At 74.8% G+C, this 26,818-nt stretch carries 10 protein-coding genes; 6 read left to right on the top strand and 4 right to left on the bottom strand.

Annotation, left to right across the window (positions count from 1 at the left end):
- Window positions 1-29: 29 nt before the first annotated feature.
- Both C1701_RS23440 and C1701_RS23435 read left to right on the top strand, forming a co-directional pair.
- The gene (locus tag C1701_RS23440) at window positions 30-1,706 is read left to right on the top strand and encodes an AfsR/SARP family transcriptional regulator (RefSeq protein WP_245588972.1); all 1,677 of its coding nucleotides are present in this window, start codon (window positions 30-32) and stop codon (window positions 1,704-1,706) included.
- A gap of 446 nt (window positions 1,707-2,152) precedes the next feature.
- Window positions 2,153-3,349, top strand: coding sequence for a cytochrome P450 (locus tag C1701_RS23435; RefSeq protein ID WP_103056619.1), 1,197 nt, complete (start codon window positions 2,153-2,155; stop codon window positions 3,347-3,349).
- A gap of 888 nt (window positions 3,350-4,237) precedes the next feature.
- Here C1701_RS23435 and C1701_RS23430 read toward each other — a convergent pair.
- Window positions 4,238-5,245 (bottom strand): 1-aminocyclopropane-1-carboxylate deaminase/D-cysteine desulfhydrase, encoded by a 1,008-nt coding sequence (locus C1701_RS23430; RefSeq protein ID WP_245588973.1) that lies wholly within the window; start codon window positions 5,243-5,245, stop codon window positions 4,238-4,240.
- On the bottom strand, window positions 5,242-5,478 hold the full coding sequence (locus tag C1701_RS23425; protein ID WP_211237626.1) for an MbtH family protein: 237 nt from the start codon (window positions 5,476-5,478) through the stop codon (window positions 5,242-5,244). The genes C1701_RS23430 and C1701_RS23425 overlap by 4 nt, the downstream gene beginning before the upstream one ends.
- Before the next feature lie 84 nt (window positions 5,479-5,562).
- On the opposite strand from C1701_RS23425, the gene C1701_RS23420 reads away from it, so the two are divergent.
- Window positions 5,563-6,825 (top strand): MFS transporter, encoded by a 1,263-nt coding sequence (locus tag C1701_RS23420; protein ID WP_337661905.1) that lies wholly within the window; start codon window positions 5,563-5,565, stop codon window positions 6,823-6,825.
- Between the two features lie 33 nt (window positions 6,826-6,858).
- Here C1701_RS23420 and C1701_RS23415 read toward each other — a convergent pair whose 3' ends face one another.
- On the bottom strand, window positions 6,859-8,178 hold the full coding sequence (locus C1701_RS23415; protein WP_026420606.1) for an aminotransferase-like domain-containing protein: 1,320 nt from the start codon (window positions 8,176-8,178) through the stop codon (window positions 6,859-6,861).
- A gap of 40 nt (window positions 8,179-8,218) precedes the next feature.
- A complete protein-coding gene (hppD, locus tag C1701_RS23410) occupies window positions 8,219-9,271 on the bottom strand; it encodes a 4-hydroxyphenylpyruvate dioxygenase (RefSeq protein WP_030106185.1) in 1,053 nt (350 codons plus the stop codon).
- Between the two features lie 130 nt (window positions 9,272-9,401).
- Between hppD and C1701_RS23405 the strand changes: the two genes are divergently transcribed.
- From C1701_RS23405 to C1701_RS23395, 3 genes are read left to right on the top strand one after another with little or no spacing between them, the layout of a single operon-like run.
- Window positions 9,402-20,138 carry a non-ribosomal peptide synthetase gene (locus C1701_RS23405; RefSeq protein ID WP_103056618.1) on the top strand — a complete coding sequence of 3,579 codons (10,737 nt, stop codon included), beginning with the start codon at window positions 9,402-9,404 and terminating at the stop codon, window positions 20,136-20,138.
- Entirely contained in the window at window positions 20,135-25,900 is a 5,766-nt protein-coding gene (locus tag C1701_RS23400) for a non-ribosomal peptide synthetase (protein ID WP_103056617.1), read from the top strand. The genes C1701_RS23405 and C1701_RS23400 overlap by 4 nt, the downstream gene beginning before the upstream one ends.
- Window positions 25,897-26,817: a class I SAM-dependent methyltransferase gene (locus C1701_RS23395; protein WP_103056616.1), complete on the top strand. Its 921-nt coding sequence runs from the start codon at window positions 25,897-25,899 to the stop codon at window positions 26,815-26,817. The genes C1701_RS23400 and C1701_RS23395 overlap by 4 nt, the downstream gene beginning before the upstream one ends.
- Window position 26,818 lies beyond the last annotated feature (1 nt).

Below are 26,818 nucleotides of genomic sequence, written 5' to 3'. Positions count from 1 at the left end.
GCACCGTCGTACTGCGATTCGGAGGCTCGATGTCCACGACGTTGGATTTCCGCATGCTGGGGCCCCTGGAGGTGCACGCGGCAGGTGGTCAGGTCCGGATCGGGGGTCCCCGTCAGCGGATCGTGTTGACGATGCTGCTGCTCAACGCCGGCCGGGTCGTGTCGGTCGACAGCCTGGTGGAGACGGTGTGGGGAGCGAGACCACCGTCGAGCAGCCGCACCCAGGTCGCCATCTGCGTGTCCGCGTTGCGGAAGACGTTCCGCTCGTGCGGGGTGCACGGCACCCTCATCGAGACGGCCGCACCGGGGTACGTCCTGCACCCGGGCGAACACCGCATCGACACCCTGGTGTTCGAGGAGTTGGTGGCCGACGCCAGGGCGCGCGCGGGCGACGCGGCCCAGGCGGTGCGCCGCTACGACGAGGCGTTGGCGCTGCGACGCGGACCCGTGCTGTCCAACGTCGGCGGGGTCGTGCCCGAACAGGCCGCGGCGCAGCTGGAGGAGAGGATCCTCGCCGCCTACGAGGAACAGGCGGAACTCCGACTCGGTCTGGGAGAGCAGGGGGCACTCGTCGCCGGACTCGCCGAGGCGGTCGAACGGCACCCGCTCCGGGACCGCCTGCACGGGCTGCTGATGATGGCGCAGTACCGGTCGGGGCACCGCGTCGCGGCCCTGGAGACCTTCGTCCGGTGGCGGCGGCGGTCGGTCGAGGAGCTGGGCCTGGAACCCAGCGTCGAGCTGCGACGCCTGCACGAACGCATCCTGCGGGACGAGGACGGCCCCCCGGTCGACCGCCCGCCGGCGCAGCTTCCCGCCGCGACACGGGCCTTCGTCGGACGGGACGAGGCCGTGGCCGCGCTGGACCGCCTGGGGAGCAGGGCTGGCCGGGACGGGGTGCCACCGCTCGGGTTGCTGGTGGGCGCCGGTGGGGTGGGCAAGACCGCGCTGGCCGTGTGGTGGGGCGCCCGCAACGCCGAACTGTTCCCCGACGGGCAGCTCTTCGTCGACCTGAGCGGCCACGACGCGCACCGGTCCCCGGCCGACCCGTACACGGCCCTCTCCCACCTCCTCCACTCGCTCGGTGTTCCCCCCGAGCGGGTACCGAGCCGGGAGGAGCGGCCCGCGCTGTTCCGGACCCTGGTCGCCGACCGGCGGATGCTGCTGGTGCTCGACGACGCGCGGAACGCCGCCCAGGTGTGGCCGCTGATGCCGAACAGCGCCACCTGCCACGTGCTGGTGACCTCCCGCGACCCGCTGCGCGAACTGGTCGCCCGGTGCGGGACGGTCCCGCTCTGGCTGGGTGGCCTGCGACGGCACGAGGCCGTCGACCTGGTCAGGGGCATCGTGGGACCGCGACGGGTGTCCCGGGACCCGGACGCCGTCGCCCAGCTCGTCGAACTGTGCGAGCGACTTCCCGGGACGCTGCTGGCCGCCGCGGCGCACCTGGCGGGCCGGCCGCACTGGGACGTGCCCAGGATGGTGCGCGAACTGCGCCACCGGGGCGTGTGGACGGCCGGCGACGGCGGGTGCGCGCGGGACTGCCGGCAGCGCTCGGCCGCTCCCGTTCCCCGTGCGGGTCGCCCACCGCTGCCCGGCGTCGGACGACCCGTGCACTCCGTCGGCGACCCGATGGAGCGGGGCACCCGGACGAGGACCCCCGCCCCGAGCGGAGCCGCGAGCTGGCTCGCCGACGGCGTGGGCCACTGACGGGCGGCTGTCCCCTGTCCGATGAGCACGAGGAACTCGGTTCTGGCGCGCGCATCCGCGATCCCGGCCTGCTGCCCCGCCCCGAGCGGGCGGTGCTCGCACCTCCACACACACAACGGGTCACCGGAGGCGGGGCTCGGTCCCGGGTCGCGTACGGCCCGGCGGGCTCCTCGGCCTCGCGGTTCCCGGCTCCCGAGCGGCGCGGCGGCGGCCGGGCCCGGTGCCCGCCACCCACGGGGGCCGCCTCCGACGGCTCGCGGGCCGTGCGCCGCCGGCTCGTCCGCCCCGAGGAACGGGAACGCGACCCCCGCCGTGCCCCCGCGTCCCGACCGGCCACCACCCCAGCGGTGATCAGGGTCCCCGGCGGGGCTCCCCGACCGCCGGTTCGCCGACCACCACCCGGAGAGGGCCCGACGGCTCCCTCCCCGAACTGACGAGGAGTGCTCGTGACCACAGTTGACACCCATTCCTACCCCTTCGGTGACCCGGTGCGCCTGGACATCCATCCCGGCTACGCGCGGTCGCGCGCGGAGCAGCCGGCGATGCGGGTGCGGTTGCCCTTCGGCGACGAGTGCTGGTTGGTGACCCGCTACTCCGACGTCAGGACCGTGCTCTCCGACCCGAGGTTCAGCCGGGCCCGCGCGGCCGGGCGGGAGGACACCCCCCGGGTGACGCCGGAGGCGGCGCCCACGGGCTCGATCCTGAGCATGGACCCACCCGAGCACAGCAGGTTGCGGAAACTGATCGCGCGGGGCTTCACCGCGCGGCGGGTCCGCGAGTTCCGCCCCCGCACCCAGGAGATCGTGGACGGCCTGTTGGACGAGATCGAGCGCACCGGTCCGCCCTCGGACCTGGTCGAGAGCCTGGCGCTCCCCCTGCCGGTGTCGGTCATCTCCCAGATGCTCGGCGTGCCCCCGGAGGAACACCACCGGTTCCGCGACTTCTCGGCGATGGTGCTGTCCACCACGGCCCACACGCGGGAGGAGGTCAGGGCGGCGCGTGCCGGCCTGGAGGAGTACCTGGGCGAACTGGCCGAGCAGCGCAGGCGGGAGCCCGGGGACGACCTGATGAGCGTCCTGGTCGCCGCCCACGAGGACGACCGGCTCACCGAGCAGGAGTTGCGGCAGACCGGCATCACCCTGCTGGTCGGCGGGCACGAGTCCACCGCGAGCCAGTTCGCCAGCTCCGTCTACCTGCTGCTGTCGCGGCCCGAGCAGTGGGCGATGCTCAGGGAACGCCCGGAGCTGGTTCCCTCGGCGGTGGAGGAACTCCTGCGCTACATCCCGCTGGGATCCGGTGGCGCGTTCGCCCGCATCGCCACCGAGGACGTCCAACTGGGCGAGGTCCTGGTCCGCGCGGGCGAGGCGGTGGTGGCCAGCACCAACTCGGCCAACCGCGACGACAGGGTGTTCTCCGACCCCGAGGTCCTCGACCTGACCAGGGAGACCAACCCGCACCTGGCCTTCGGCGGCGGGGTGCACGTCTGCCTCGGCGCTCAGCTGGCGCGGGGAGAGCTCCAGGTCGCGCTGTCGTCGTTGTTGACCCGCTTCCCGGACCTGCGGCTGGTCACCTCCGCCGAGGACGTCCCCTGGAAGGAGGGGACGCTGCTGCGATCGCCCCAGCGGCTCCCGGTGACCTGGTGATCAGCTCCGACTGGTGACCAGCACGTCGGGAACGGTCTTCACCCGAGTTCCCGACGGCTGGTCACCCCGACCGCACGGGTCGGGTCGCGGGCGGCTCCTGTGGTGGAGCTCGTCCGCCCCGCTCGCGCGGCGGTGGGACGCGAACGGTGGGGGCCCGTGGGGCGGGGTTCCCGCCCGGTGTCCGGCGCGCGCGGTTGGCTGGTCATGGCCTCGGCGCGCCCCGGCCACCGTGGATCGACAGCGCCGGGATGCGACCGTGAGGGGACGTGCCGCCGCCGGCCGCCCTGGTGGCCGGCCGGCGACCGAGCGGGAACCGGTCGGGATGTTCGGCGGCCGGCCTCGGCACGGCGATGGACTTCCGGAGGCCCCGGCCACGAACGCGCGGTCCGGGTTGACCCGGACCGCGCCGGGAGGCCCGTCCAGCCCATCCCGCGCGGCCAGCCTGGCCCCCGTGGGGACCAGGTCGGCGTTCCGTTCGAGGCGCGGCTCGGCGGGTTCCGGTTCGGCACCGCGCGCCTGACCCACTCCCCCGGTCAGGACGCGGCCGGGCCGGCCTGGCCGCCCGGGCCGGCCGCGTGCTACCGGCCGCGCTCCCGCGCCACAGGGCGCGGCCGCCCGTGGTGGACGGCGACCGGGCGGCGGCCAGCCGCGGCCTCCCGGCGACGGGGACCCGCGCGGGGCGGCGGGTGGGTCCCGCCCCGCCGGCGGCCCGGTGCCGGCGGTGCTGCCCGTGCCGGTGACCGCGCTCGTCGGGGCGGGGGACGTTCCTCGGCGGGCGCGTTCGGCGCGCCGGGAGGGGGTGGGCAGCCCCGGGGTCGGGTTCGGGCGGGCCGCGCCGCCAGGGTGAGGTCGGTGGCCGGCGACCCCCGCGTGCGGCTCCGATGGGGGTCAACGGTCGTGGTGGGCCAGTTCGGGGGGCAGGGGTCGCGACGGCACGTCCAGGGCGGACCGGGTGTTGCCGGTGTGCCAGAACAGGTGGGTCCCCGGTTCGTCGGAGTCGACCTCGGCGAGGAGGCGGGCGAACGCCTTCGCCCCGTAGCACTCGTCGACCTCCACCCCGGCCGCCTCCCGCAGCAGGTCGGCGGCGCGCCCCGCCTGGGCGCCCGGCACCCCGTAGGGCGCGTCGGAGTACCCGTCGACGTGTCGGAGATGCTCGGGTCGCACCTGGTCGCGGGCGACACCGAGGGCGGCGGCGGCCTCCCGGGCGCGCTCCACCAACCCCGGTCCGGTCACCGACGCGTCCCCCACCACGTCCACGGCCGTGACCTGGAACGACAGGCCGGTGCTCGCCAGTCCGGCGGCGATCCCCGCCGCGGTGAGGGTGGACGCGGCCGGCAGGTACACCCGCAGCGGTTCGGGCAGGGCCAGGGCGCGCGCCTGCTCGCCGAGTTCCCGGCCGGCCAGGGCGTGCGCTCTCCCGGCCACCGGGGCCGCTCCCCCGAAGGGGATGACGAAGGGCCGCGCGCCGCCCGCGCGGAGTTCCTCGACTGCCTCGCGGTGTCGCCGCCGGTCCGGGTGCACCGACACCCCTGGTGGCACCGGTTCCAGTCGTGCCCCGGCGCCCAGCGCCAGCCGCAGGTTCCGGGACACCAGCGGGCCGGGTTCCTGGGGCAGCACCAACGCGGTGACCGGAAGCCCGAGACCGGCCGCGTGCAGGGCCGTCGCGGCGACGTGGTTGGAGCCGGCGGTGCCCGCGGTGAGCACCGCGGTCGCTCCCTCGGCCAACGCGGCCCCCAGGACGAACTCCAGCGCCCTGGTCTTGCAGCCACCGAAGACCGGCGAGTTCTCGTCGTCGCGTTTGAGGTGGATCGGACGGCGGGCCACACCGGTGATCCGCTGGACGCGGGTCGGGGCGGTGATCAGCGGGACACGCGGTGGGCCGGTGGGTCCGGTCAAGCCGGCTCTCCCGTCCCGGCGGTGCCGGTGCCCGCGAGCGCCGCGCGGAGGGCGCGCGGCCGCATGTCCGTCCAGTTCTCGTCGATCCAGGCCAGGCAGTGCCGTTTCGGACCCCGCTGGCCCACGGCACGCCACCCGGCCGGGACCTCCCGTCCGACCGGCCACACGGAATACTGTTCCTCGTCGTTGACGACGACCTCGAACTCGGCGGTGTCCTCGTTTTCTCCCAGCACGCCACTACCTCCGCGCAGACGTTTTTCCCGGCATCCTAACGACGCGTCTTTTCGTTTCGTTATCATTGTCAACATTGTTTTCCGGTGGATATCCTGCCGGCCGTGGTGATTTCCCGGAGCGCGGAACGGTTCGGATTCCCTCGGCTGCGGGGACTGGGTCGGCTCGCGGGCTCGGCGGGGGTGGAAAGCCTCGGCAGTGGCATGTTCCTGCCCTTCACCATTCCGTACTTCCTGGCCGTCACCGACCTCGGCCTGGTCGCCATCGGTACCGCGCTGTCGATCGCCGCGCTCGCGGGGGTTCCGGCCGGGGTGTTGAGCGGTCCGCTGGTGGACCGGTTCGGCGCGCCGGCCGTGATCGTGGGCTGCAACCTGCTGCGCTGCCTCGGTTTCGTGTCCTACCTGTGGGTGGAGACGCCGTGGCAGCTGGTGCTGGCGGCGGCGTTGATCTACTGGGCCGACGGCGCCTGGTTGCCCGCCCAGGGAACCCTGGTGGTGTCCCTGGTGGGGATCGAACAGCAGCCGAGGTGGTTCGGGCTGATCCGGTCGGCCCGCAACGCCTCGCTGGGTGTGGGGGCGATGATCGCCGCGGCGGTCGTCGGGTTCGGTGACATCGGGTACCACGCGCTGGCGGTGACCAACGCGGTCATCTACCTGTTCGTGGCCCTGCTCATCGGGACCTGGCCCAAGGCCCACGCCCTGGCGGGTCGGCGCGCGGCGGTGGCGCGGCCCCGGGCGACCGGCGGGTACCTGCGGGTGCTGCGGGACCGCCCGTTCACGCTGTTGGTGGTGGCCAACGCGTTCTTCGTGGTCGCCGTGTACGCGATCATCCTGTTGGTGCCCGCCTTCGTGGGGGTGACGATGCCGGCCCACGCGTGGCTGCCGGGAGCGTTGTACACCGTCAACACGGTGCTGGTGGTCGTGGCCCAGCCGCCGGTGGTCCGGTGGACCGAGAAGCGGGCCGAGACGGGCGTGCTCCGGTTGGCCTCGGTGCTGTGGGCGGTGTCCTTCCTCGTGCTGGGGGCGTCGGCCCTGCTGCCGCCACCGGCGGCCCTGGTCATGCTGTTCCTCGGGATCGTGGTGTTCACCTCGGCGGAGCTGCTCTTCGCGCCGACGAGTTCCGCGTTCGCGGCGCGCCTGGCGCCGGAGGAGATGCGGGGCCGCTACCTCGGGGTGCACCAGATGTCCTGGGGTGTGGCGATGGTGGTGGCGCCAGTGCTGTTCACCAGCCTGCTGGCGCGGGGGGCGGTGTGGCCCTGGCCGGTGCTCGTCGCCTGCTGCGCGGTGGCGTGGCTGGCGGTGGGCGGGGCGCGTGCCCACGGGACGCGCCGGGAGTCGGCGGCGGCCTGAGCGGGTACCGCCGCCGACCCCGGGTGCGCCCGGTCAGCGACCGCCTCCCGCGCGGGCCGCCTCGGCGTGTTCGGTGAGGAACGCGGCCAGGCGGTCCAGCCCGTCCTCGATCCGCTCGGGGGTCAGCAGGCTCACCGACAGCCGCAGGTGCGGCAACGGCCTGCCGTCCCCGTAGAAGTGGTGCATCGGCGTCCACAGCACGCGGTGTTCGCGCGCGGACCGCTCCAGCAGGGCGTCGTCCACCGGGAACGGCACGGTCACGACGATGAAGAAGCCCCCGCTGGGCCGGTTCCAGCTCACCCCCAGCTCCGCCGCCCGGGGAAGCCGGGCGGCGAGACCGTCGAGCACCAGGTCCCGGTTGCGGCGGTACACCTCGATCTCCCGGGTGTTGGCCTTCACGAGGCTGAGGCCGTGGTCGAGGAGCAGTCCGCCGATCACCGCCTGGGCGACCGGCGGGGTGTTGACGGTGACCATGCTCTTGAGCCTGGACAGCTGGTCGGCCAACGGGACGGTGCGCCCGCCGCCGACGTCGACCGGCTGGTCGGCGACGGCGTAACCCACGCGGGCGCCGGGGAACCCGGTCTTGGCGTAGGAACCCAACGAGATCACCCGGTTCCCGCCGAGCGCCCGCAGCGTGGGCGGTCGTTCGTCTGCCGACCCGAACAGGCGGTAGGGGTTGTCCTCCAGGACCAGCAGGTCCTCCCGTTCGGCGGTGCGGATCAGTTCCCGCCGCGTCGCGAGGTCCAGGCAGGCCCCGGACGGGTTCGCGAAGTCGGGGACCACGTAGAGGCCGCGCGGCCGCAGCCCCTCCCGGCGCGCCCGCCGGACCACCGCCACCAGGTCGTCGAGATCGACCCCGGCCTCGCCGTCCCGCACCGGCAGCACCGGCATCTCCACCAGCCTCGCCGCGCCCGTGATGCCCACGTACACCGGTGACACGGCCAGCAGCACGTCCCGGTGGTCGGCGCGTAGTGCGCGCAGGGCGAGCAGCATCGCCTCCTGGGCCCCGACGGTGACCACCACCGCCTCCGGGTCGACGCGCACCCCCTCGTCCTCGGCGAGGTTGCGGGCGATCAACTCGTGGATGACGCCCTTGGTGCGGCCGTACTGGAACAGCGTCCGGCGGGCGCCCGCGTCGTCCATCCCCCGGTCCTCGACGAGGTACCGGTGGAAGGTGCGCAGGTGGTGGTGCAGGTCGTCGACGTCGAAGAACTCCTCGTAGGGCCGACCGGGGGCGAAGGACACGGCCTCCGGGTACCGGTTGGCGACCTCGTTGAGGAACTCCATGGCGGCCAGCACCGGGTCGGCCAGCGAACCGTGCAGGTCCGCCAGGCGCAGCGGTTCCATCAGCATCCCCTTCCGGGGCGGGCGCGGGGGGAGGGCGGCGGGGTGCTCAGCGCGGTTGCCTGCTCAGTTCGGCCTCGACGGCCGCGTACAGGGCCTTGATGTTGCCGGAACCGAACGTCCGCGCGCCCGCCCGTTCGATCACCTCCATGAAGAAGGTGCCCCGCGGGTGGGTGGACCGGGTGAAGATCTGGTACAGCTTCCCGCCCTGGTCCTCGTCGACGAGGATGTGCAGTTCACCGAGTTCGGCCACCGGGTACCTGGTCAGTGCGATGCGGTCGGTCAACGCCTCGTAGTAGGCGGCCGGTGTGGTGAGGAACTCGACACCCCGGTCGCGGAGCTGGCGGATCGAGTCGGTGATGTGGTCGGTGACGAAGGCGATGTGCTGCACGCCCGAACCGCCGTGCCGTTTGAGGAAGTCGTCGATCTGCCCGGGGTTCCGGGAGGTGTCGGGTTCGATGATGGTGAGGGTCACCGCGTTGGAGGTGCTCTGCACCACCTGGGAGTTCATCGACTGCGCGCCGACGACGATCTGCTCCTCGAAGGTCATGCGGAAGTCCAGGACGTCCTCGTAGAACCGGACGGTCGCGGCCAGCTGCCCGGGTTCGACGCACACCGCGAAGTGGTCCAGCGCGTACACCCCCGTCTTGGCGGGTGCCGGGTCCGCGCCGCCCGCCGCGGCCGGGGCGCTCCCTCGTGGCACGAAGGTGTGCGTGACGTCGCCGAAACCCATGATGGTGGCGACGACGCGGCCGCCGTCCTCGCTGGGGGCGGACACCGGCCGAGCTCCCCGGCGGACCGCCTCGTCGTAGGCGGCGCGGACGTCACGGACCCCGAGCGCGATGTCGGCGACCCCGTCGCCGTGGGCCCTGACGTAGGCGGCGGCCGGGTGGTCCTCGGTGACGGCCTCGGTGAAGACGAGGCTGATGTCACCGCCGCCGCCGACCACCACCGACCGGGCGGAGGTGTCCTCGGACGCGTCGAGCACCGCCAACCCGTACCGGTCGACGAGTTCCGCGGCGGCCTGGTGCGCGTCGCCGACATGGAACACCACGTGGTCGAGGGACATGTCCTCGAAGGCGCCTTCTCGTTCTGTCGCCATTGCCATCCTCCAGCGGGAGACCCGTGCGTGTGCGTCCGCTTTTTGTATCCCTCTCCCTTATCGATCGGTTTTCCCCGGAGAACGGATCTGATAAGGATCCGATAAACACCGTTCCTAGCCTGAGGCGACTATGGCGGAACTCAGGCGGCACTGGGAACGGGGTGCCCGGGTCGATCACGACCCGGGCCGGTGGTGGCGGCGGGTCGCGACGGCCCTGGCCGAGAACGGCGACCGGGTGGCCGCGGTGCGCGGGGACCGCCAGCTGTCCTACTCCGACCTGGGGTCCCGGTCGGCCGCGCTGGCCCGCCGGCTGCGGGCGCTCGGGGTGGGGCCGGAACGGCCCGTTGCCGTGCTGGCCGAGGACGGGCTCGACGTGCTGGTCGCCTGCCTGGCGGTGGTCCGGGCCGGCGGGGTGTACCTGCCCCTCGACCCGAGGTGGCCCTCGGGTCGGCGGGCGGCGGTGGTCGCCGACGCGCGTCCGGTCGTGACCCTGACGTCCGCCTCCTCCCCCGGGGTCGACGGGCCCGTGCTCCGGGTCGACGAGGCCCTCGACGGCGGGAGCGGAGCCGAGCGGATCGGCGACGGCGACCGGGGGCCGTGGCCGGACCCCCACCCGGCGCTGGCCGCCTACCTCATGTACACGTCGGGGTCGACCGGCCGGCCCAAGGGAGTGCTGGTCCCGCACGGAGCCCTGGCCAACCGCATGGCGTGGTGGCAGGAGGCGTACCCGCTGGGGCCCCGGGACGTGCTGCTGGCCACGGCTTCCCCCGGGTTCGACATCGCGGTGTGGGAGTTGCTGGCCGGGCTCGTGGCCGGGGCGAGGCTGGTGGTCGCCGAACACCGGGTGCACGGCATCGTCCCCTACCTGCCGGAGCTGATGAGGGCCCACCAGGTCACGGTCGCGCACCTGGTGCCCTCGGTGTTGGACGAACTGCTCTCCGGGGCGGACGAGCACGCGACGCGGGGGCTGCGCCTGGCGGTGTGCGGCGGTGAGCGCGTCCCCCCGTCGCTGCGCGACCGGCTGTTGGACCGGTCGGGCACCGTCCTCGTCCACGCCTACGGTCCGACGGAGACCACGATCACCGTGCTGCACGACGAGGCCAGCCCGGTCGACGGCGCGTCCCGGATGCCGTTGGGCCGGCCCATGCACAACTGCTCGGTGGCCGTCGTGGACCCCGAGGGCCGGCGGGTGCCGGCCGGCGTGCCCGGGGAGCTGGTGGTGGCCGGTGCTCCGCTGGCCAGGGGGTACCTGGGCGGTCCGGCGGAGACCGCGGCCCGGTTCCTGCCCGACTGGCTCGGTCTGGACCCGGCCGGCGGCGGGCGGGTGTACCGCACCGGGGACCGCGTCCGGTGGTTGGACGACGGCAGGATCGAGTTCCTCGGACGGGTGGACGCGGAGTTCAAGGTGCGCGGCCACCGGGTGGACCCGGCCGAGGTCGAGTCGCTGCTGCACCAGCATCCCTCGGTGTCCCGGGCGGCGGTCCGTCTGGTCGGTGGACCCACCGGTGACCGTGTCGTCGCCTACCTCCAGGGCGGCGCCGAACCCGCCGCGCTGCGCGCGCACCTGGCCGACCGGCTCCCGGAGGCGGTCATCCCCACCCGATGGGTGAGCGTGGACCGCTTCCCCCTCACCGCCAACGGGAAGATCGACTACGCGGCGTTGCCCGAGGCCCCGGCCAGCGGCGGGGTCCCCGACGTCGGCGGCTGCGACGCGAACGGCGCGGCGGCGACCGGGCTGGAACGCGACCTGGCCGGTGTGTGGGCCGACCTGCTCGACCTGCCCCGGGTCGGGGTCTCCGACGACTTCCTCGCCCTGGGCGGGGACTCGTTGACCGCCACCAGGATCGTGGCGGCCGTGTGGCGCCGGTACGGGGTGCGGCTGTCGATGGCCGACGTGCTGCGCGCCCGCACCGTCGCCGCGCTGGCCCGCCGGGTCGAGGAGGCGAGAACCCCCGACATCGAGGCCCGGACGGCGGACGACGGGGAGGATCCGGCGGCGTCCGTGGAGCCGACGGAGTTGCCGCTGTCCCCCGGCCAGGCGCGGATCCTGTTCGAGGAGGAGTTCCTCGGCGGCCCCGGCCTGTTCGGCGTCGCGGTGCCCACCCGGTGGCGGGGCACCGTCGACGAGGCGGCGCTGCGCTGGGCACTGGACGCGTTGACCCGCCGGCACCCCGTGCTGCGCTCCTCCCCCGCCCGCGACGACGGGCCGGCCCGGCTGCTGGTGGCCGACGCCGCGCCGGTGCCCCTCCACGTGGAGGACCTGCGCGGGCTGTCCCCCGAGCAGCGGAACGCGCGCGTGGTGGCGGCCGGCGACGAGGCGCTGGCCCAGCCGTTCGACCTGGACCGGCCCCCACTGGTGCGGGCGCGGCTGCTGCGGCTGGGCGACGACGACCTCGTCTTCCTGCTCGTACTGCACCACCTGGTCATCGACCGGTGGTCCATGCGCCTGGTCGCCGAGGAGCTGCGGGAGCTGTACGCCTCGGCCGTCGAGGACCGCGCTCCGCGCCTCGACCCGCCGACGAACCCGGCGCTGGTGACACCGGGGGTCGACTCCGCACGCGCGGAACGGGATCTGGGGTTCTGGCGGGACCGCCTCGACGGGGCGACCCTCGACGTCGACCTCACGGTCGGACCCCGGCACCGGGTGGACGGCGGGCACCGGGCCGGCCGCGCGATCCGGGTGCTCCCGCCCGACCGGGCCGAGGCGCTGCGCGCGCTGTGCTCCGCGCGCGGGGTGACGCCGTTCATGGTGCTGCTGGCGGCGTTCCAGGTGCTGGTCCACCGCTTCTCCGGGGCCGATGACGTGGTCGTCGCCGCTCCGGTGGCCGATCGGGGACTGCCTGGCGCCGACACCGCGGTGACCATGCTGGTCAACACGCTGCCGCTGCGGGCCGACCTGCGCGGCGACCCGCGCTTCACCGAGGTGCTGGACCAGTGCCGGGAGGCGGTGCCGGCCGCCCACGAACACCAGGCGGTGCCCGTCGAACGGCTGGCCGGCCTGCTCGGTCGCCGCCGGGACAGCGGGCACCACCCGTTGATGCGGTACATGGTGGTGTGGGAGGACTCCCTCGGCGTGCCCGTGGCACTGCCCGGGGTGGCGGCGGAGGCGCTGCGCCCACCGTCGCGGACCACCGCCTTCGACCTCACCCTGATCGCCAGGGCCGTGCCCGACGGCGTCGACCTGGAGCTGGAGTTCAACCACGACGTGCTGGACGCGCCGGCCGCCGAGATCCTCGCCGACGGCCTCACCGCCCTGCTCGGTGACGTCCTCGCCGACCCCGGTGTTCGGGTGGGCCGGCTCCGGTTGACCGACACCCCCGTCCCGCCGGGGATAGCCGGCCCCGTCGAACCGCCGGCGGAGGGGGTGGTGGGGCTCGTCCGGGCGGCGGCCGCCCGCGCCCCCCGCGCACCCGCTGTGCTCGACGGTGCCCGGACGGTCGACTTCGCCGGCCTCGTCCGGCACGCCGACGCCGTCGCGGCCCGGCTCGTCGCGTCGGGGGCCACCCGGGGTGACGTGGTCGGCGTGTGCCTGCCCCGGTCTGCGGACCTGGTGGCCGTGCTCCTCGGCGTGCTGGTCGCGCGGTGCGCGTTCCTGCCGCTGTCGCCGGAGGACCCCGACGACCGCGTCACCGGTCAGCTCAGGACGAGCGGTGCCCGCCTGCTCGTCACCGCCGACGTCGACCGGTTCGCCCGAGCCGACGTCGCCGTGCTCCACCCTGGCGACATCCCGGTCGCGGAGGAGGGCACGCCGCGGCACCCGGGGCGACCGGAACCCGCACCGGGTGATCCCGCGTACGTCCTGTTCACCTCGGGGTCGACCGGTGAGCCCAAGGGGGTGGTGGTCGAACACGGCGCCCTCGCCGACCACGTCCGGTGGGCGGTGCGGGAGTACGGCCTTTCCCCCGCCGATCGGGCGCTCCAGTTCTGCGCGGTCACCTTCGACGTGCTGGTCGAGGAGGTGTTCCCGACGTTGGTGGCCGGCGCGACCGTGGTGCTGCGGGACGACGAGTCGGTCACCTCGGTGCGAGCGCTGCTCGCCCACTGCGAGCGGACCGCGACGACCGTGGCGAACCTGCCCACCGGCTACTGGGAGCGCCTGGTGGACGCCCTGGGCGAAGAAGGGCTGGTGCTGCCGCCGGCGCTGCGGCTGGTCGCGATCGGCGGCCAGCAGGTGGGGCGGGCCGCCGTCGACCGCTGGCACCGGCTGGTGCGCGACGTCCGGTTGGTCAACGCCTACGGCCCCACCGAGGTCACGGTCGGCGCCACCGCCGCCGAGCTGGCCGAGGCCGGCGGGGTCCCCATCGGAGCGCCCACGTCGAACACCCGGGCCTACCTGCTGGACCGCTACCTGGCGCCCGTGCCCGACGGGGTGGTCGCCGAGCTGTACCTGGCGGGCACCGGCCTGGCGCGGGGTTACGTCGGCCGCCCGGGGCTGACCGCCGAGCGGTTCCTCCCCGACCCCTTCACCGGGGACGGGCGGCGGATGTACCGCACCGGGGACCTGGCCCGGGTGGAGGCCGGGGTGCTGCACTTCGTCAGCCGCGCCGACAGGCAGGTCAAACTGCGCGGTTACCGCGTCGAGCTGGACGAGGTGGAGACGGCGCTGGCGGCCCACCCCGGGGTGGCGGAGGCGGCCGTCGTCGTCCGGGGCGATGTCCTCGCCGCGCACGTCGCCGTCTCGTCCACAGTGGACTCGGACGCGGTCCGCGCGCACCTGGCCGGCCGGTTGCCCCCCTTCATGGTGCCCTCGGTGATCCGGGTGCACGACTCGCCGCTGCCGAGGACGGCCGCCGGGAAGGTGGACCGGGCGGCGCTGGCGGTTCCCGCCGGGCCCGAGCCCGGCGCCAGTTCCCGGGAACCGAGGACCGACCGGGAGCGCGCGGTGGCCGCGCTGTGGGCGGAGCTGCTGGGAGTGCCCCGGGTCGGGCTGGCCGACAACTTCTTCGCCCTGGGCGGGCATTCGCTGCTGGCGATGGACCTGGTGCGCCGCATGCACGCGCTGGGCTACCCGGGGCTGCGGATGCCGGACCTGTTCGACAACCCGACCATCGAGTCACTGGCGCCGTGGGCGGACGAGCGCACCCCGGGAGGAGCCGGCCCGGTGCCCGCCGCCCCGGTGAGCTCGGCTCCGCTGTCGTGGACACAGCTGGGGATCTGGGCGCAGGCCACCACGACCGGCGAGGGCACCTTCCACCTGCCGGTGGTGCTGCGGCTGGCGGGGCCGCTGTCGGTTCCGGCCCTGACGGCGGCGACCTCGGCGTTGGCCACCCGCCACGACCTGCTGCGCAGCCTGCTCGCCGAGGGTGAGGACGGCCCGGTCTGGCGGGCCACCGACTGCGGCCCGCCGCTGGCCCTGTCCGAGGCGACCGGGGCCGAACTCGACCGACGGGTGGACGAGTTGGTCGCCGAACCCTTCGACCTCGCCTCCGCACCCCCGGTCCACTGGACCCTGCTGCGCCTGGGCCCGGAGGACCACGCGCTGGTCGTCGTGCTGCACCACGTCGCCGGGGACGGCTGGTCGGCGCGGCTCCTGGTCCGCGAACTGGCCGAGTCCTACACGGCCGAGGTCGAACACCGGGCGGTGTCGCTGGCCCCGGCACCGAGCTTCCTGGCGTGGGCGGCGGCCGACCGGGACGCGCTCCCGGACGCGGAGGGGCTGGCGTTCTGGTCCGACACCCTGCGCGGGGCGCCGGAACGGCTCGACCTCCCCACCGACCGGGGGCGGCCGGCCACCCTCGGCCCCGACCGGACCATCGCCCGGGTGAGCCTGCCGCCCCGCGCCGCCCACGCCCTCGCCGAGGTGGGCAGGCACGCGAACGCCACCCCGTTCGTCACGCTGCTGGCGGGGGTGCGGGTCTGGTTGTCGCGGATCTGCGGACAACGTGACGTCGTCGTCGGTGCGCCGGTGGCCGACCGGGGCGACGACACCCGGGCCGCCCTGGTCGGTCCCCTGGTCAACGTGCTGCCGATCCGGGCGGACATCGACCCGGCGGAGCCGTTCGCGCTCCAGGTGTCCCGGACCCGGGACGCGGCGCGCGACGCCTTCGCGCACGGCTCGGTCCCGACGCAGCGGATCGTGCGGGAGCTGTCCCGCGCCGACCGGGGCCTGACCCAGGTCGTGTTCGACGTGGACGACGAGGCCGTTCCGGAGACGGCGGCGTTCGGCGGGGCCACGGCGACGACGGTGCCCCGAACACCCCTGCTGGGGGCCTTCGACCTGGAGATCACCGCGCGCGTCACCCCGGGTGCGGTGGACATCGAGATCCGCGCGGCGGCCGACCTGGTGGGCCAGGCCGGGGTGGACGGGTTGGCCGCCACCCTGGCGCGGCTGCTCGCCAACGCGGCCGAGGCCCCGGGGAGGCCGGTGGCCGCGTTGGACCTGGTGGACGACCGGGAACGACGGCGGCTGCTGGCCGCACCGAACCAGCGGACCCTGCCGGACCGGCCCACCGAGGTGCTCGGCCTGGTCGAACGGTGGGTGGCGGCCACACCGGACGCGACGGCGGTGACCACGTCGACCCGTTCCCTCACCTACCGCGAGCTCGACGCCCTCGCGGACGGCGTCGCCGCCTGGCTGCGCGGCCGGGGGATCCCGGTGGAGGGGCCGGTGGCGACCAGGATCGGGCGCCGGGCGGAACTGCCGGCCGTGGTGCTGGGCATCTGGAGGGCGGGCGGCGTCCACGTCCCCCTGGACCCGGAGCAACCGGTCGAGCGGCACCGGGCGATCCTCGCCGACTGCGGCGCGCACGCCGTGATCAGCGACGGCGCCGGGGACTGCGCCGGCGAGGGCCTGCCGACGTTGCGCGTCGAGGACCTGCGCCCGGGCGAAGCCGTGCCGGTCCGGCGGCCGGAACCCGACCAGCTGGCCTACGTCACCTACACCTCCGGGTCCACCGGGGCACCCAAGGGCGTGCAGTGCACGCAACGCGGGCTGGCCAACCAGCTGCTGTGGTCCCGGCTGGCCTACCCGACGCGGCCCGGGGAGGCCGTGGCCCAGGTCGCGGCCGTCGGGTTCGACATCTCCCTGTGGGAGATGTTCCACCCCCTGGCCAACGGTGGTCGGCTGGTGGTGCTCGACCAGGACCGCCACGGGGACGTCGGCGCCATCGCCGACCTGGTGGCCGCCGAACGGGTCGCGGTGCTGCACCTGGTACCCACCCTGCTCGAGCACTACCTGCGGGAACCCGTCGCGCCGTCCCTGCGGCACGTGCTGTGCGGCGGGGAACGCCTCTCCCCGAGCCTGCCAGCCCGGTTCGCCGAGCGGACCTCGGCGGTCCTGCACCACACCTACGGGCCCACCGAGGCCTCGATCATCGCCACCCACTGGCGGGGCCCCGGCGATCCGCCCCCCGACCGGGTCCCGTTGGGGGAGGCCCTGCCGAACGCCCGGGTGTACGTCCTCGACCCGGAGGGCCAGCCGGTGCCGGTGGGTGTCGTCGGCGAGCTGGTCATCGGCGGTGCGGTCCTCGCCCGGGGCTACCTGGGCGGCCCGGCGGCGACGGCGGACCGCTTCGTCCCCGACCCGCACGCCGGCGTTCCCGGCGCCCGCGCCTACCGCACGGGCGACCTGGCCCGCCACCACCCCGACGGGGGCCTGGAGTTCGTCGGCCGGGTCGACCGCCAGGTGAAGATCGCCGGTGTCCGCGTCGAACCCCACGAGGTGGAGGTGGCGCTCACCGCCGATCCCCGGGTCGTGGACTGCGCTGTCCTGCCCCACGCCGACCCCGGGGGCGTCACCGCCCTGGTCGGATACCTGGTGCCCGCCGACCCGACCGCGGATCCCGAGCGGCTGTGCGCCGAGGTGCGGCGGCGGCTGCGGGACCGGCTGCCCCGGGCGATGGTGCCCGCGCACCTGGTGGTCCTCCGGGAACTCCCGGTCGGAGCCACCGGGAAGCTCGACGTCGCAGCCCTGCCCGACCCGGCGTCCACCACCGCGTCCACCACGGCCGTGGTGGACGGGGCGGAGACCGCGCCCGAACGGGACCTCGCGGCCATCTGGGCGCGGGTCCTGCCCGGGACCGCCGAGGCGGTGATCAGCCGGGACGCCAACTTCTTCGACCTCGGCGGGGACTCGGTGAGCGCGATCCGGGTGGTGGCCCAGGCCCGCGCCGCCGGCTGGCGGGTGGACCTGTCCCAGGTGTTGCGGACGGCGTCACTGGCCGAGCTGGCCGCCAGCGCCGTGCCGCTGCCATCCGCCGCCACCGCCGCCGTCCCGGCGGCACCGCCGCCCGGGGCTGGCCGGTTGTGGCTGACCCCGGCCCAACGCCGGTTCCTCGCCGGCCTCCCCCGCCACACCGGGCACCTCAACCAGGCGGTGCTGGCGGAACCGGCCGAGCCGGTCGACCCGGCGCTGCTGCTGGCGGCGTTGCGGGCCGTCGCGGCCCACCACGACGCGTTCCGGCTGCGCGCGGTGTGGGCGGAGGGACGCTGGCAGGACCACGGCGTGCTCGCCCCACCCTCCGACGAACTGGCGCTGGTGGTGCGGGCCGACGTCCCGATCGGACCGCGCACCATCACGGAACTGGCCGGCCCGGTGCACACGGCGATGAACGTCGAGGACGGCCCCACCCTGGCCGCCCTCGTCGGTGAGGGCGTGGACGGCCGACAGGCCGTCCTGCTGGTGGCCCACCACCTGGCGGTGGACCACGCCTCCTGGGAGACCGTGCTCTCCGACCTGGACACCGCCTACCGGCAGGTGGCCCGAGGCGAACCGGTCACCCTGCCCACGCCGCCGACGTCGTTCGAGGACCTCGCCCGCCTGCGCCCCGCCCTCGTCACCAGCGTGGACACCCCCGCCCAACGCGAGCACTGGCGCCGGACCCTGGCCGACCTGCCCGGCCTGCCCGACCTGCCCTCCGCACCGGGACAGGGCGCCGAGGGAGCCAGCGGCACCCCGCTGCGGGCCGCCCTGCCCCCGACGGCCAGCGGGGCACTGCTCGCGGCGGCCACCCGACACCGGCTACGGGTGGACGAGATCCTGCTGGCGGCCCTGGCCCGTGTCGTCGCCCGGTGGACCGGGGAACCCCGGGTGGCGGTGCTCCGCGAGACGCACGGACGGTCCGGGCCACCGGGCTGGCCCGACCTGACCGGGACGGTCGGGTGGCTCACCAGCGTGCACCCGGTGGCCTTCGACGTCCACACCGACGACCCCCTGGAGACGCTGCGCCACGTGCGCGAGACGCTGGCCGGCGTCCCGGACGAGGGCGTCGGCTACGGACTCCTGCGCGCCGGCGCCGAACCCGAACCGGAGCTGGTCGTCAACCACCTCGGTTCCACGACCGGACCGCGCGGCGCGGGGCTGTTCACCAGGGCGGAACGGCAGACCGTCGGGGACGACGCCGCCCCAGAGCACGCCGTGCCCCCCGGCCTGGAGCTGGTGTCCGGCCTGGACGACCGCGGTCTGTGGACCGAGTGGTTCCACGACCCGGGCCGGTTCACGCCGGCGGCGGTCCGGTCGCTGGCGGAGGAGCTGCTGGCGGCGCTGCTCGACCTGGTGTCGGCACTGGACGGACCGGTCGGCGTCGCCGCCGTCCCCGCCGACTTCCCGGCCGTCGCCCTGCCGGTCGAGGACCTGCGCGCCGTCCTGACCACCCGCCCCGGAACCCGGGCGCTCCTGCCACTGGCACCGGCGCAGCAGGGCATGTTGGCCTGGCATCTGGCCCGGCCCGGGTCAACCGCCTACCACACGCAGCTCCTGTTCGCGGTGGACGGCGACGTCGACCAGGCCGTGCTGCGGGCTGCCTGGCAACGGGTGGTCGACCACACCGACGTGTTCCGCGCGGCGTTCGCCAGCGCGGGCCTGGACGAACCCGTGCAGGTCATCGGGCCCCCGCCGCCCGTGGACTGGCGTCTCCACGCCCTACCGGGAGCCGGGCCGGGCACCGTGCTGGACGCCGACCGGGCCGAACCCTTCGACCTGTCCACGCCCGGTCAGCAGCGCTGGCACTGGATCGACGGGGGCCGCGCCGGCCGCTGGCTGCTGTGGAGCCACCACCACATCCTGCTCGACGGGTGGAGCCTGCCGTTGGTGCTCGCCGACGTCGCCTCCGCCTACGAGGCCGAGGCGAACGGCCGTGCCTGGGCACCGCCCGCCCGACCCGGCTACGACGCCTACCTCGGGTGGCTGGCCACCCGGGACGAGGAGGCCGGGGCCCGCTTCTGGCGGGAGGCGCTGGCCGGCGCCCAACCCACCAGGATCGGGCGTGCCGGCGCCCAGGGCGCGGGAACGGCGACCCTGGTCACCGCCGAGATGTCCCGGGAGGCGACCCGGTCCCTGACCCGGGTGGCGGAACGCGGCCGGGCCACCCTGCACTCGGTGGTGCTGGCCGCGTGGTCGCTGCTGTTGGGACAGCGCTGCGCGAGCCGGGACCTGCTGTTCGGGGTCGTGATGTCCCTGCGGCCCGACGAGATCCCCCGGTCGGAACGGCTCGTCGGGCTGTGCCTGAACACGCTGCCCCTGCGGGTGCGGTTCGCGGAGGACGCCGAGCTGCCCGCGCTGTTCCGCCAGGTCCAGCGGAACCTGGTCGAGACCTACGAGCACGCCGCGCACCCGCTCGGCCGCATCCGCGCCTGGGCGGGCGCCGGTGACGCGCTGTTCGACTCGATCGTGGTGTTCGAGAACTACCCGGGCGACCGCACCGGGCAGCCCCTCGGCGGGCACGGGGCGCTGCGGGTCGTCCGCGCCGTGGAGAGCACCGAGTTCGCCGTGTCCCTGACCGTCCTGCCGGGAGACCGGCTGACCTTCGAACTGACCTACCAGCCCCACGCGCTGACCCCGGCCGAGGCGACCGGACTGGTCCGCCACCTGGCCCGCCTGCTGGAGCGGATCGCCCGCGGCGGCGACCCTGACGGAGGAGAGAACCCGTGACCCTGCGCGTGAGCGACCTGTTCGCCGACGACGCCGACGACACCGCAGCGAGAGTGGCCGAGTGGAACGACACGGTCCGCGCCTTCCCCACCGAGGTGGGCATCCACGAGCTCGTGCGGCAGCGGGCGGCCGAACACGGTGCGCGGCCCGCCGTCACCTTCGAGGGCCGCACGGTCACCTACGCCGAACTGGACGTGGCGGCCGGCGGGGTGGCGGCGCGGCTGGCCGGGCTGGGGGTGCGTCCCGGCGACGTGGTGGCCATCGCCCTGCCCCCCTCCCCCGAGCGGATCACCGCCGTCCTCGGCGTGCTGTACGCGGGTGCCGCCTACCTCCCGCTGGACCCGGAGCTTCCCGCCCAGCGCCTGGGGTTCCTGCTCGGCGACGCCGGCGCGGCCGCTCTCGTCACCGACACCACCGACCGCCTCGACGGGCTGGGCTACGGGGGGCCGACCCTGGTGTGCTCGGACGGCTGGTCCGGTGAGGGCGGCGGCGCCCAGGTCGACTTCCCCGGCGCCGACCTGCTCGCCTACGTCATCTACACGTCCGGGTCCACCGGCCGGCCCAAGGGCGTCGCGGTGAACCACCGCGGCCTGGTCAACCGCCTGTTGTGGATGCGCGACCGGTACGACGTCGGACCCGACGACGTCGTCCTGCACAAGACCTCGTTCAGCTTCGACGTCTCGGTGTGGGAGCAGTTGTTGCCGCTGATCAGCGGCGCACGACTGGTCATCACTCCCGAGCCGGCGCGGCGGGACGCCACGGCGATGGTGCGCCTGGTCCGGGACGAGGCCGTGACCATGCTGCACTTCGTGCCGTCGCTGGTGCCCGCGTTCCTCGACGTGGCCGACGTCGAGCGGGCCGGGTCGCTCCGGGTGGCGATCTCCAGCGGCGAGGCCCTGCCCAAACCGGTCGCCGCCGAGTTCACCCGGCGGCTCCCGCACTGCGCCCTGCACAACCTCTACGGCCCCACCGAGGCCACCATCGACGTCACCCACTGGCCGGTGCGGGCCGACGACGACCGGCCGTTCGTGCCCATCGGCACCCCGGTCGACAACACCCGCGTCCACGTCCTCGACGAGGACCTGAACCCGCTGCCGGTGGGCGCGGAGGGCGAGCTGTGCATCGGCGGGCAGGCGGTGGCGGTCGGCTACCTCGGCCGGCCGGGTCTCACCGCCGAGCGGTTCGTGCCCGACCCCTTCGGCGGTCCCGGTGACCGCCTCTACCGCACCGGGGACCGGGCCCGGTTCGGACCGGACGGCGTCGTGGAGTACCTGGGCCGCCGGGACGGCCAGGTGAAGCTGCGCGGCTACCGCATCGAGCTGGGCGAGATCGAGGCGGCCCTGCTGGAGTCCGACCTGGTCCGGCAGGCCGCCGTGGTGCTGCGCGGCGGGGAGGCCTCCCGCCGGCTGGTCGCCTTCGTCTCCGGTCACCCCGACGCGGGAGGCGGACCGGCGCGGGCGTCGGCGCGGGTGCTGGCGGGGCTGACCGCCGCGCTTCCCGCCTACCAGGTCCCCGGGGAGCTGGTGTGGTTGGACGCCCTGCCGCTGACGAACTCCGGCAAGGTCGACCGGGCCGCCCTGCCCGAGACGACCGCCGGGCAGCGGACCTCCGCCCCGCCCGAGACGCCCACCGAGCGGGCCATCGCCAGCCTGTGGGCCGAACTGGTCGGTGGCGGGGAACCCGGTGTCGACGACGACTTCTTCCGCTCGGGCGGGGACTCGGTCTCCAGCATGCGGCTGGCCGCCCGCGCCCAACGGCAGGGCATCCGGTTGGAGGTCGCGCACATCTTCGCCGACCGCACCGTCCGCGCGATGGCCGCCTCGGCGGACCGGGCCTCGGACGCCCCCGCCATCGAGCAGCCCATGGCCGAACCCGGTGAGGACGCGCTGTTCGCCGGGATCGACCAGGACCAGCTGGACGCGGTGCGCTCCCGGCCCGGTGTCGTCGACGTCTACCCGCTGGCCCCCATGCAGGCGGGCATGTTGTTCCGGGGCCTGTACTGGCCGGACTCCGACGCCTACTTCAACCAGAACGTGCTGGAACTGGTCGGCGAGGTCGACGAGGACGCGCTGCGGGAGGCCTGGCGGCGGGTCGCCGACCGCTACGAGATCCTGCGCACCGGGTTCGTCTGGGAGGAGCTGACCGAACCCCTCCAGTACGTGCGCTCCGATGTGGAACCGCCGTGGACGGTGCTCGACTGGACCACCCACGCCCCGGAGGAACACGCCGGCCTGTTGGAGCGCCTGCTGGTCAACGACCGGGAGACGGGCCTGGGCCTGGACACCTGCCCGCTGTACCGGCTCACCCTGGTCCGGCGCGGCACCGGCAGCCACTACCTGCTGTGGAGCCACCACCACATCCTGCTCGACGGCTGGTGCCTGTCGCTGATCTGGGGCGACATGTTCCGGATCTACGAGGAGCTGGCGCACAGCCGCGAACCCCGGCTGGCCCCGTGCCGGCCCTACCGGGACTACGTCGGCTGGATCCGGGCCAAGACGGCCCGGGGCGACGGCGCGGAACGCTTTTGGCGGGAGTACCTGGCCGACCTGGCCCCCACCCCGTTCTCCGAGGCCCCCGCCGACCAGGAGGGCCTGTTCCACACCGTCGTCCACGAGTTCAGCGAGTCACTGACCGCGCTGGTGGCCGAGGCCTCCCGCGACTACGGCGTCACGTCGAACGCGATCACCCAGGCCGCGTGGAGCATGCTGCTGGCGTTGCGGAACGGGGCGGAGGACGTGGTGCACGGCCTCACCATCGCCGGCCGGCCACCCGAACTGGCCGGGTCCGAGCACATGGTCGGGTTGTTCATCAACACGATCCCGCTGCGCATCCGGCTCGACCCGGACCGGACCGTCACCGAGCTGCTGTCCGCCATCCACGGCGACCTGGCCACCACCGCCGCCCAGGGCCACGTGCCGCTCGCCCAGATCAAGTCCTGGGCCGGGGGGACCAAGCTGTCGGGCGGGCACGTGTTCGACAGCCTGGTGGCCTTCGAGAACTACCCCGAGGACAACCTCCCCGGTGACGACGAGCTGAGCATCCAGGTCATCGACCTGCACGCCCAGGAGAAGACCGAGTACCCCATCGGCCTGATCGTGCTCCCCCTGGAGAAGCTCGCCTTCCACTTCAACTACGACACCACCCACTTCACCTCGGCCGAGGTGGACCGGCTGATCGCCACCTTCCAGCTGCTCATGGAGCAGCTGTGCCGCCGCCCCGACGCGCGGCTGCGGGAACTCGACGTGCTGCCCGAGGCCGACCGCGCCCTCGTCGCGAGCTGGAACGCCACCCCCACCGCCACCTCGGGGCCGCCCGGGGCCACGTCCCTGCTCGACCTGGTCGTCCCGCACCGGGAGACCACTCCGGACGCACCGGCCGTCGTGACCGACGGCGCGGTCCTCACCCACGCCGAGCTGGGTGCCCGCACCACCGCCCTCGCCGACCGGATCGCGGCGGCCGGCGTGGAACGCGGGCAGCTCGTCGGTGTCTGCCTGGGGCGGTCGACGGCCTTCGTCACCGCGCTGCTGGCACTGCGCCAGCACGGCGCGGTGCCGGTGCTGCTCGACCCCGACCACCCGGCGGCCCGGCGCCGGACCATCGCCGCCGACGCGGGCCTGGCGGCGGTCCTGACCGACCTGGACCCGGCCGGGTTCGCCGCGTGGCCCGTCGTCCACCCCGACGGCACCCTCACCGAGGCGAGCGAGGAACCCCCGTCCCCGCCCCGGGCGACCGACCCGGACCGGGACGCCGCCGTCGTCTACACCTCCGGCTCCACCGGCACCCCCAAGGGAGTCCTGGTGCCCCAGGCCGGCCTGGTGAACCGGGTGCTCTGGTCGGGCACGGCCTTCCCCACCGAGGAGCCGCCCCGGGTGCTGGCCACCGCAGGAACGGCCTTCGACATCGCGCTGTGGGAGGTGTTCTTCCCGCTGGCCCACGGTGGAACCGTGGTGGTCGCCCCGCCCGAGGCCGTGTTGGACACCGACCGGCTCGCGGAACTGGTCGTCGCCGAACGGGTGTCGGTCGCGCACTTCCTCCCGACCCTGCTGGCCGCGTTCCTCGACGGCCCCAAGGCCGTCGACTGCTCCGGGCTGCGGCACGTCCTCTCCGGCGGCGAGGCCGTCACCCCCGCCCTGGTCCGCGCGTTCCACGACTCGGGGCTCGGGGCCCGGTTGCACCAGGCCTACGGGCCGACCGAGGCGTCCATCAGCGTCACCCACCACACCTGCGTCGCGGAGGACGGGCGGGGCGACCGCGTGCCGATCGGGCGCGCCATCGCCGGCACCACCGCGCACGTCGTCGACGCCCACCTGCGGGAGGTGCCGCCCGGCTGCGCCGGCGAACTGGCCATCGCTGGGATCGCCGTGGGCGCGGGGTACCTGGGCGACGAGGAGTTGACCACCCGCGCCTTCCCCGCGAACCCCTTCGGGGACGGCCGGCTCTACCGCACCGGCGACCGGGCGCGGTGGCTGCCCACCGGGGAGCTGGAGTTCCTCGGCCGGCAGGACCGCCAGGTGAAGGTGCGCGGGCACCGCGTCGAACCCGCCGAGGTCGACCGCACCGCCGAGGCGCACCCGGCCGTCCGGCAGGCCGTCACCGTCGCCCACCAGGGCACCCTGGTCACCTTCGCCGTTCCCCGAGCCGACGCCGAGGTGGACCCCGGCGAGCTGCGCCGGTGGTTGGGCCAGCGGCTGCCCGACTGGATGGTCGGTGGGATCTCCGTGCTCGACGAGCTGCCGCTGACCGCCAACGGCAAGGTCGACCAGCGTCGCCTCGCCGACCTGGCCGGTGCCGGTGCGTCGACGGCGGTGGCCGAGGCGTCCCGCCCGCCGTCCACCGAACTGGAAGTGCTCATCGCCCGCTGCTGGGAGGAGGTGCTGGGCGTCACCGGGATCGGCGCCCACGACGACTTCTTCGACCTCGGCGGACATTCCCTGCTGGTGGTGCGGCTGCTGCGGGTGCTGCGGGAGAACCTGCCCGAGGGCGTGCGCTGCGACGTCCCCCAGATCCTCAAGGCCGGCACCGTCGCCGGCCTTGCCGAACAGCTGCTGGCACCGGTGGCCGGTTCGGGGTCCCGCCACGTCCAGACCCTCAACCCCGACGCCACCGGCGGCGCGTTGTTCCTGGTGCACCCCGGGGAGGGCCTGGCCCTGCCCTACCACGGGCTGGCCCCGCTGCTGCCGGAATGGCGGCTGCACGTCATCTCCGACCCCCGGTTCGGCCAACCCGGCAACCGGTTCGCCACCCTCGCCGACATGGCCACCCGCTACGTCGAGTGGGTGCGCACCCTCGAACCCGAAGGCCCCTTCCACCTCGGCGGGTGGTCCTTCGGCGGGGTGGTCGCGTTGGAGATGGCCCGGCAGATGCGGGCCCACGGCGACGCGGTCACCGACCTGCTCCTCATCGACAGCCACAACCTGAACGCCGTCACCCCGGCCGGTGACGCGCGGGACGGCATTCGGGAGCGGTTGGCCGAGCTGGGCGTGGACGCCGACTCCCCGGAGGGCGTCGACCTCGCAGGGGAGTTGGAGCACAACGGCGACCTGGCCTCCCGGTACCCGCAACCCGCCTACCCGGACCGGGTGGCCCTGCTGGTGGCCGGCGGGGAGGACCCCGCCGCGACCCGGCCGCGCGGCTGGGACCGCGCCCTGTTCCCCGGCCTGGTCGTGACCTCGGTACCCGGCCGGCACGAGTTGCTGTTCGACGACGACCACCTGCGCGGCACGGCCACGGCCATCCGCGACGCACTGGAGGGAACCCGGTGATCACACTGACGGGAGCGGCGGAACGCGCACCGGAGCGCGTCGTCGAGACCTACGCCGAGGGCAAACCGTACGACCTGTTCTACCTCCAGGTGTCCGGGCTGCGGCTGGTCGGCCGCAAGACCGAGGCCGCCTACCCCGGCCCCGACCGGGACGGGGAACCCGCCGAACGCCTCAAGGGCTGCCTGGTCCAGGCGGACATGCTGCTGGGGGTGGTGGAGCGGGAACAGGTCGCCGAGGACCACGTCGCCGTGTTCCACCGGCCGGTGGACGAGGCCGAGCGGACGGCGCTGTTCGCGGCGGCCGTGGCCGACCCGGGAGCCGAGCTGTACTACCCCTTCGCCCAGCTCGGCGACCGGGTCCGCGACGCGGCGGCCGAGTTCGACCCGGACGGCTGGGAACTCACCGAGGAGTTCGCCCGCGAACTCGACCACGCCGAGTCGGTGCTGCGCGACTCCGTGCCGGACCGGCTCGTCGAACTCGGGTTCCGGGGCGGCGTCGCCTACGACGCCGCCTGCTCGACCGGGGCGTTCCTCCAGGCCGTCCAACGACGGGTTCCCGGGACCCGCACGATCGGCCAGGACCTCAGCCCCCAGATGGCCGCCTACGCGCGGTCCCGGGTGGACGAGACCCACTGCGGCGACAGCATCAGACCGGCCGTTCGCCCGGGCAGCGCCGACCTGGTGATCTGCCGCCACCTGAACGCGTTCGTCGTGGGCACGGCGCAGGCCCACGAGCTGATGGCGGCGGCGGTGAGCGCGTGCCGGGACGGCGGGCTCGTCGTCCTGCTCGGCCACACCCCGATCCTCATCAGCGCGCCGTGGTGCGAGATGTCGGGGCTGGAGGTACTCCAGCGGAGCGCGGCCACCCCGTCCGGGCACGCGCTGTTCCAGTGCTACGTGCTGCGCAAGCGGGGGTGAG

It is taken from the genome of Actinoalloteichus sp. AHMU CJ021 (assembly GCF_002895405.1).
Classification (GTDB): Bacteria; Actinomycetota; Actinomycetes; order Mycobacteriales; family Pseudonocardiaceae; genus Actinoalloteichus_B; species Actinoalloteichus_B caeruleus.
The sequence above is the reverse complement of the archived record's forward strand: the minus strand, read 5'-3'. Positions and strand labels throughout refer to the sequence as shown.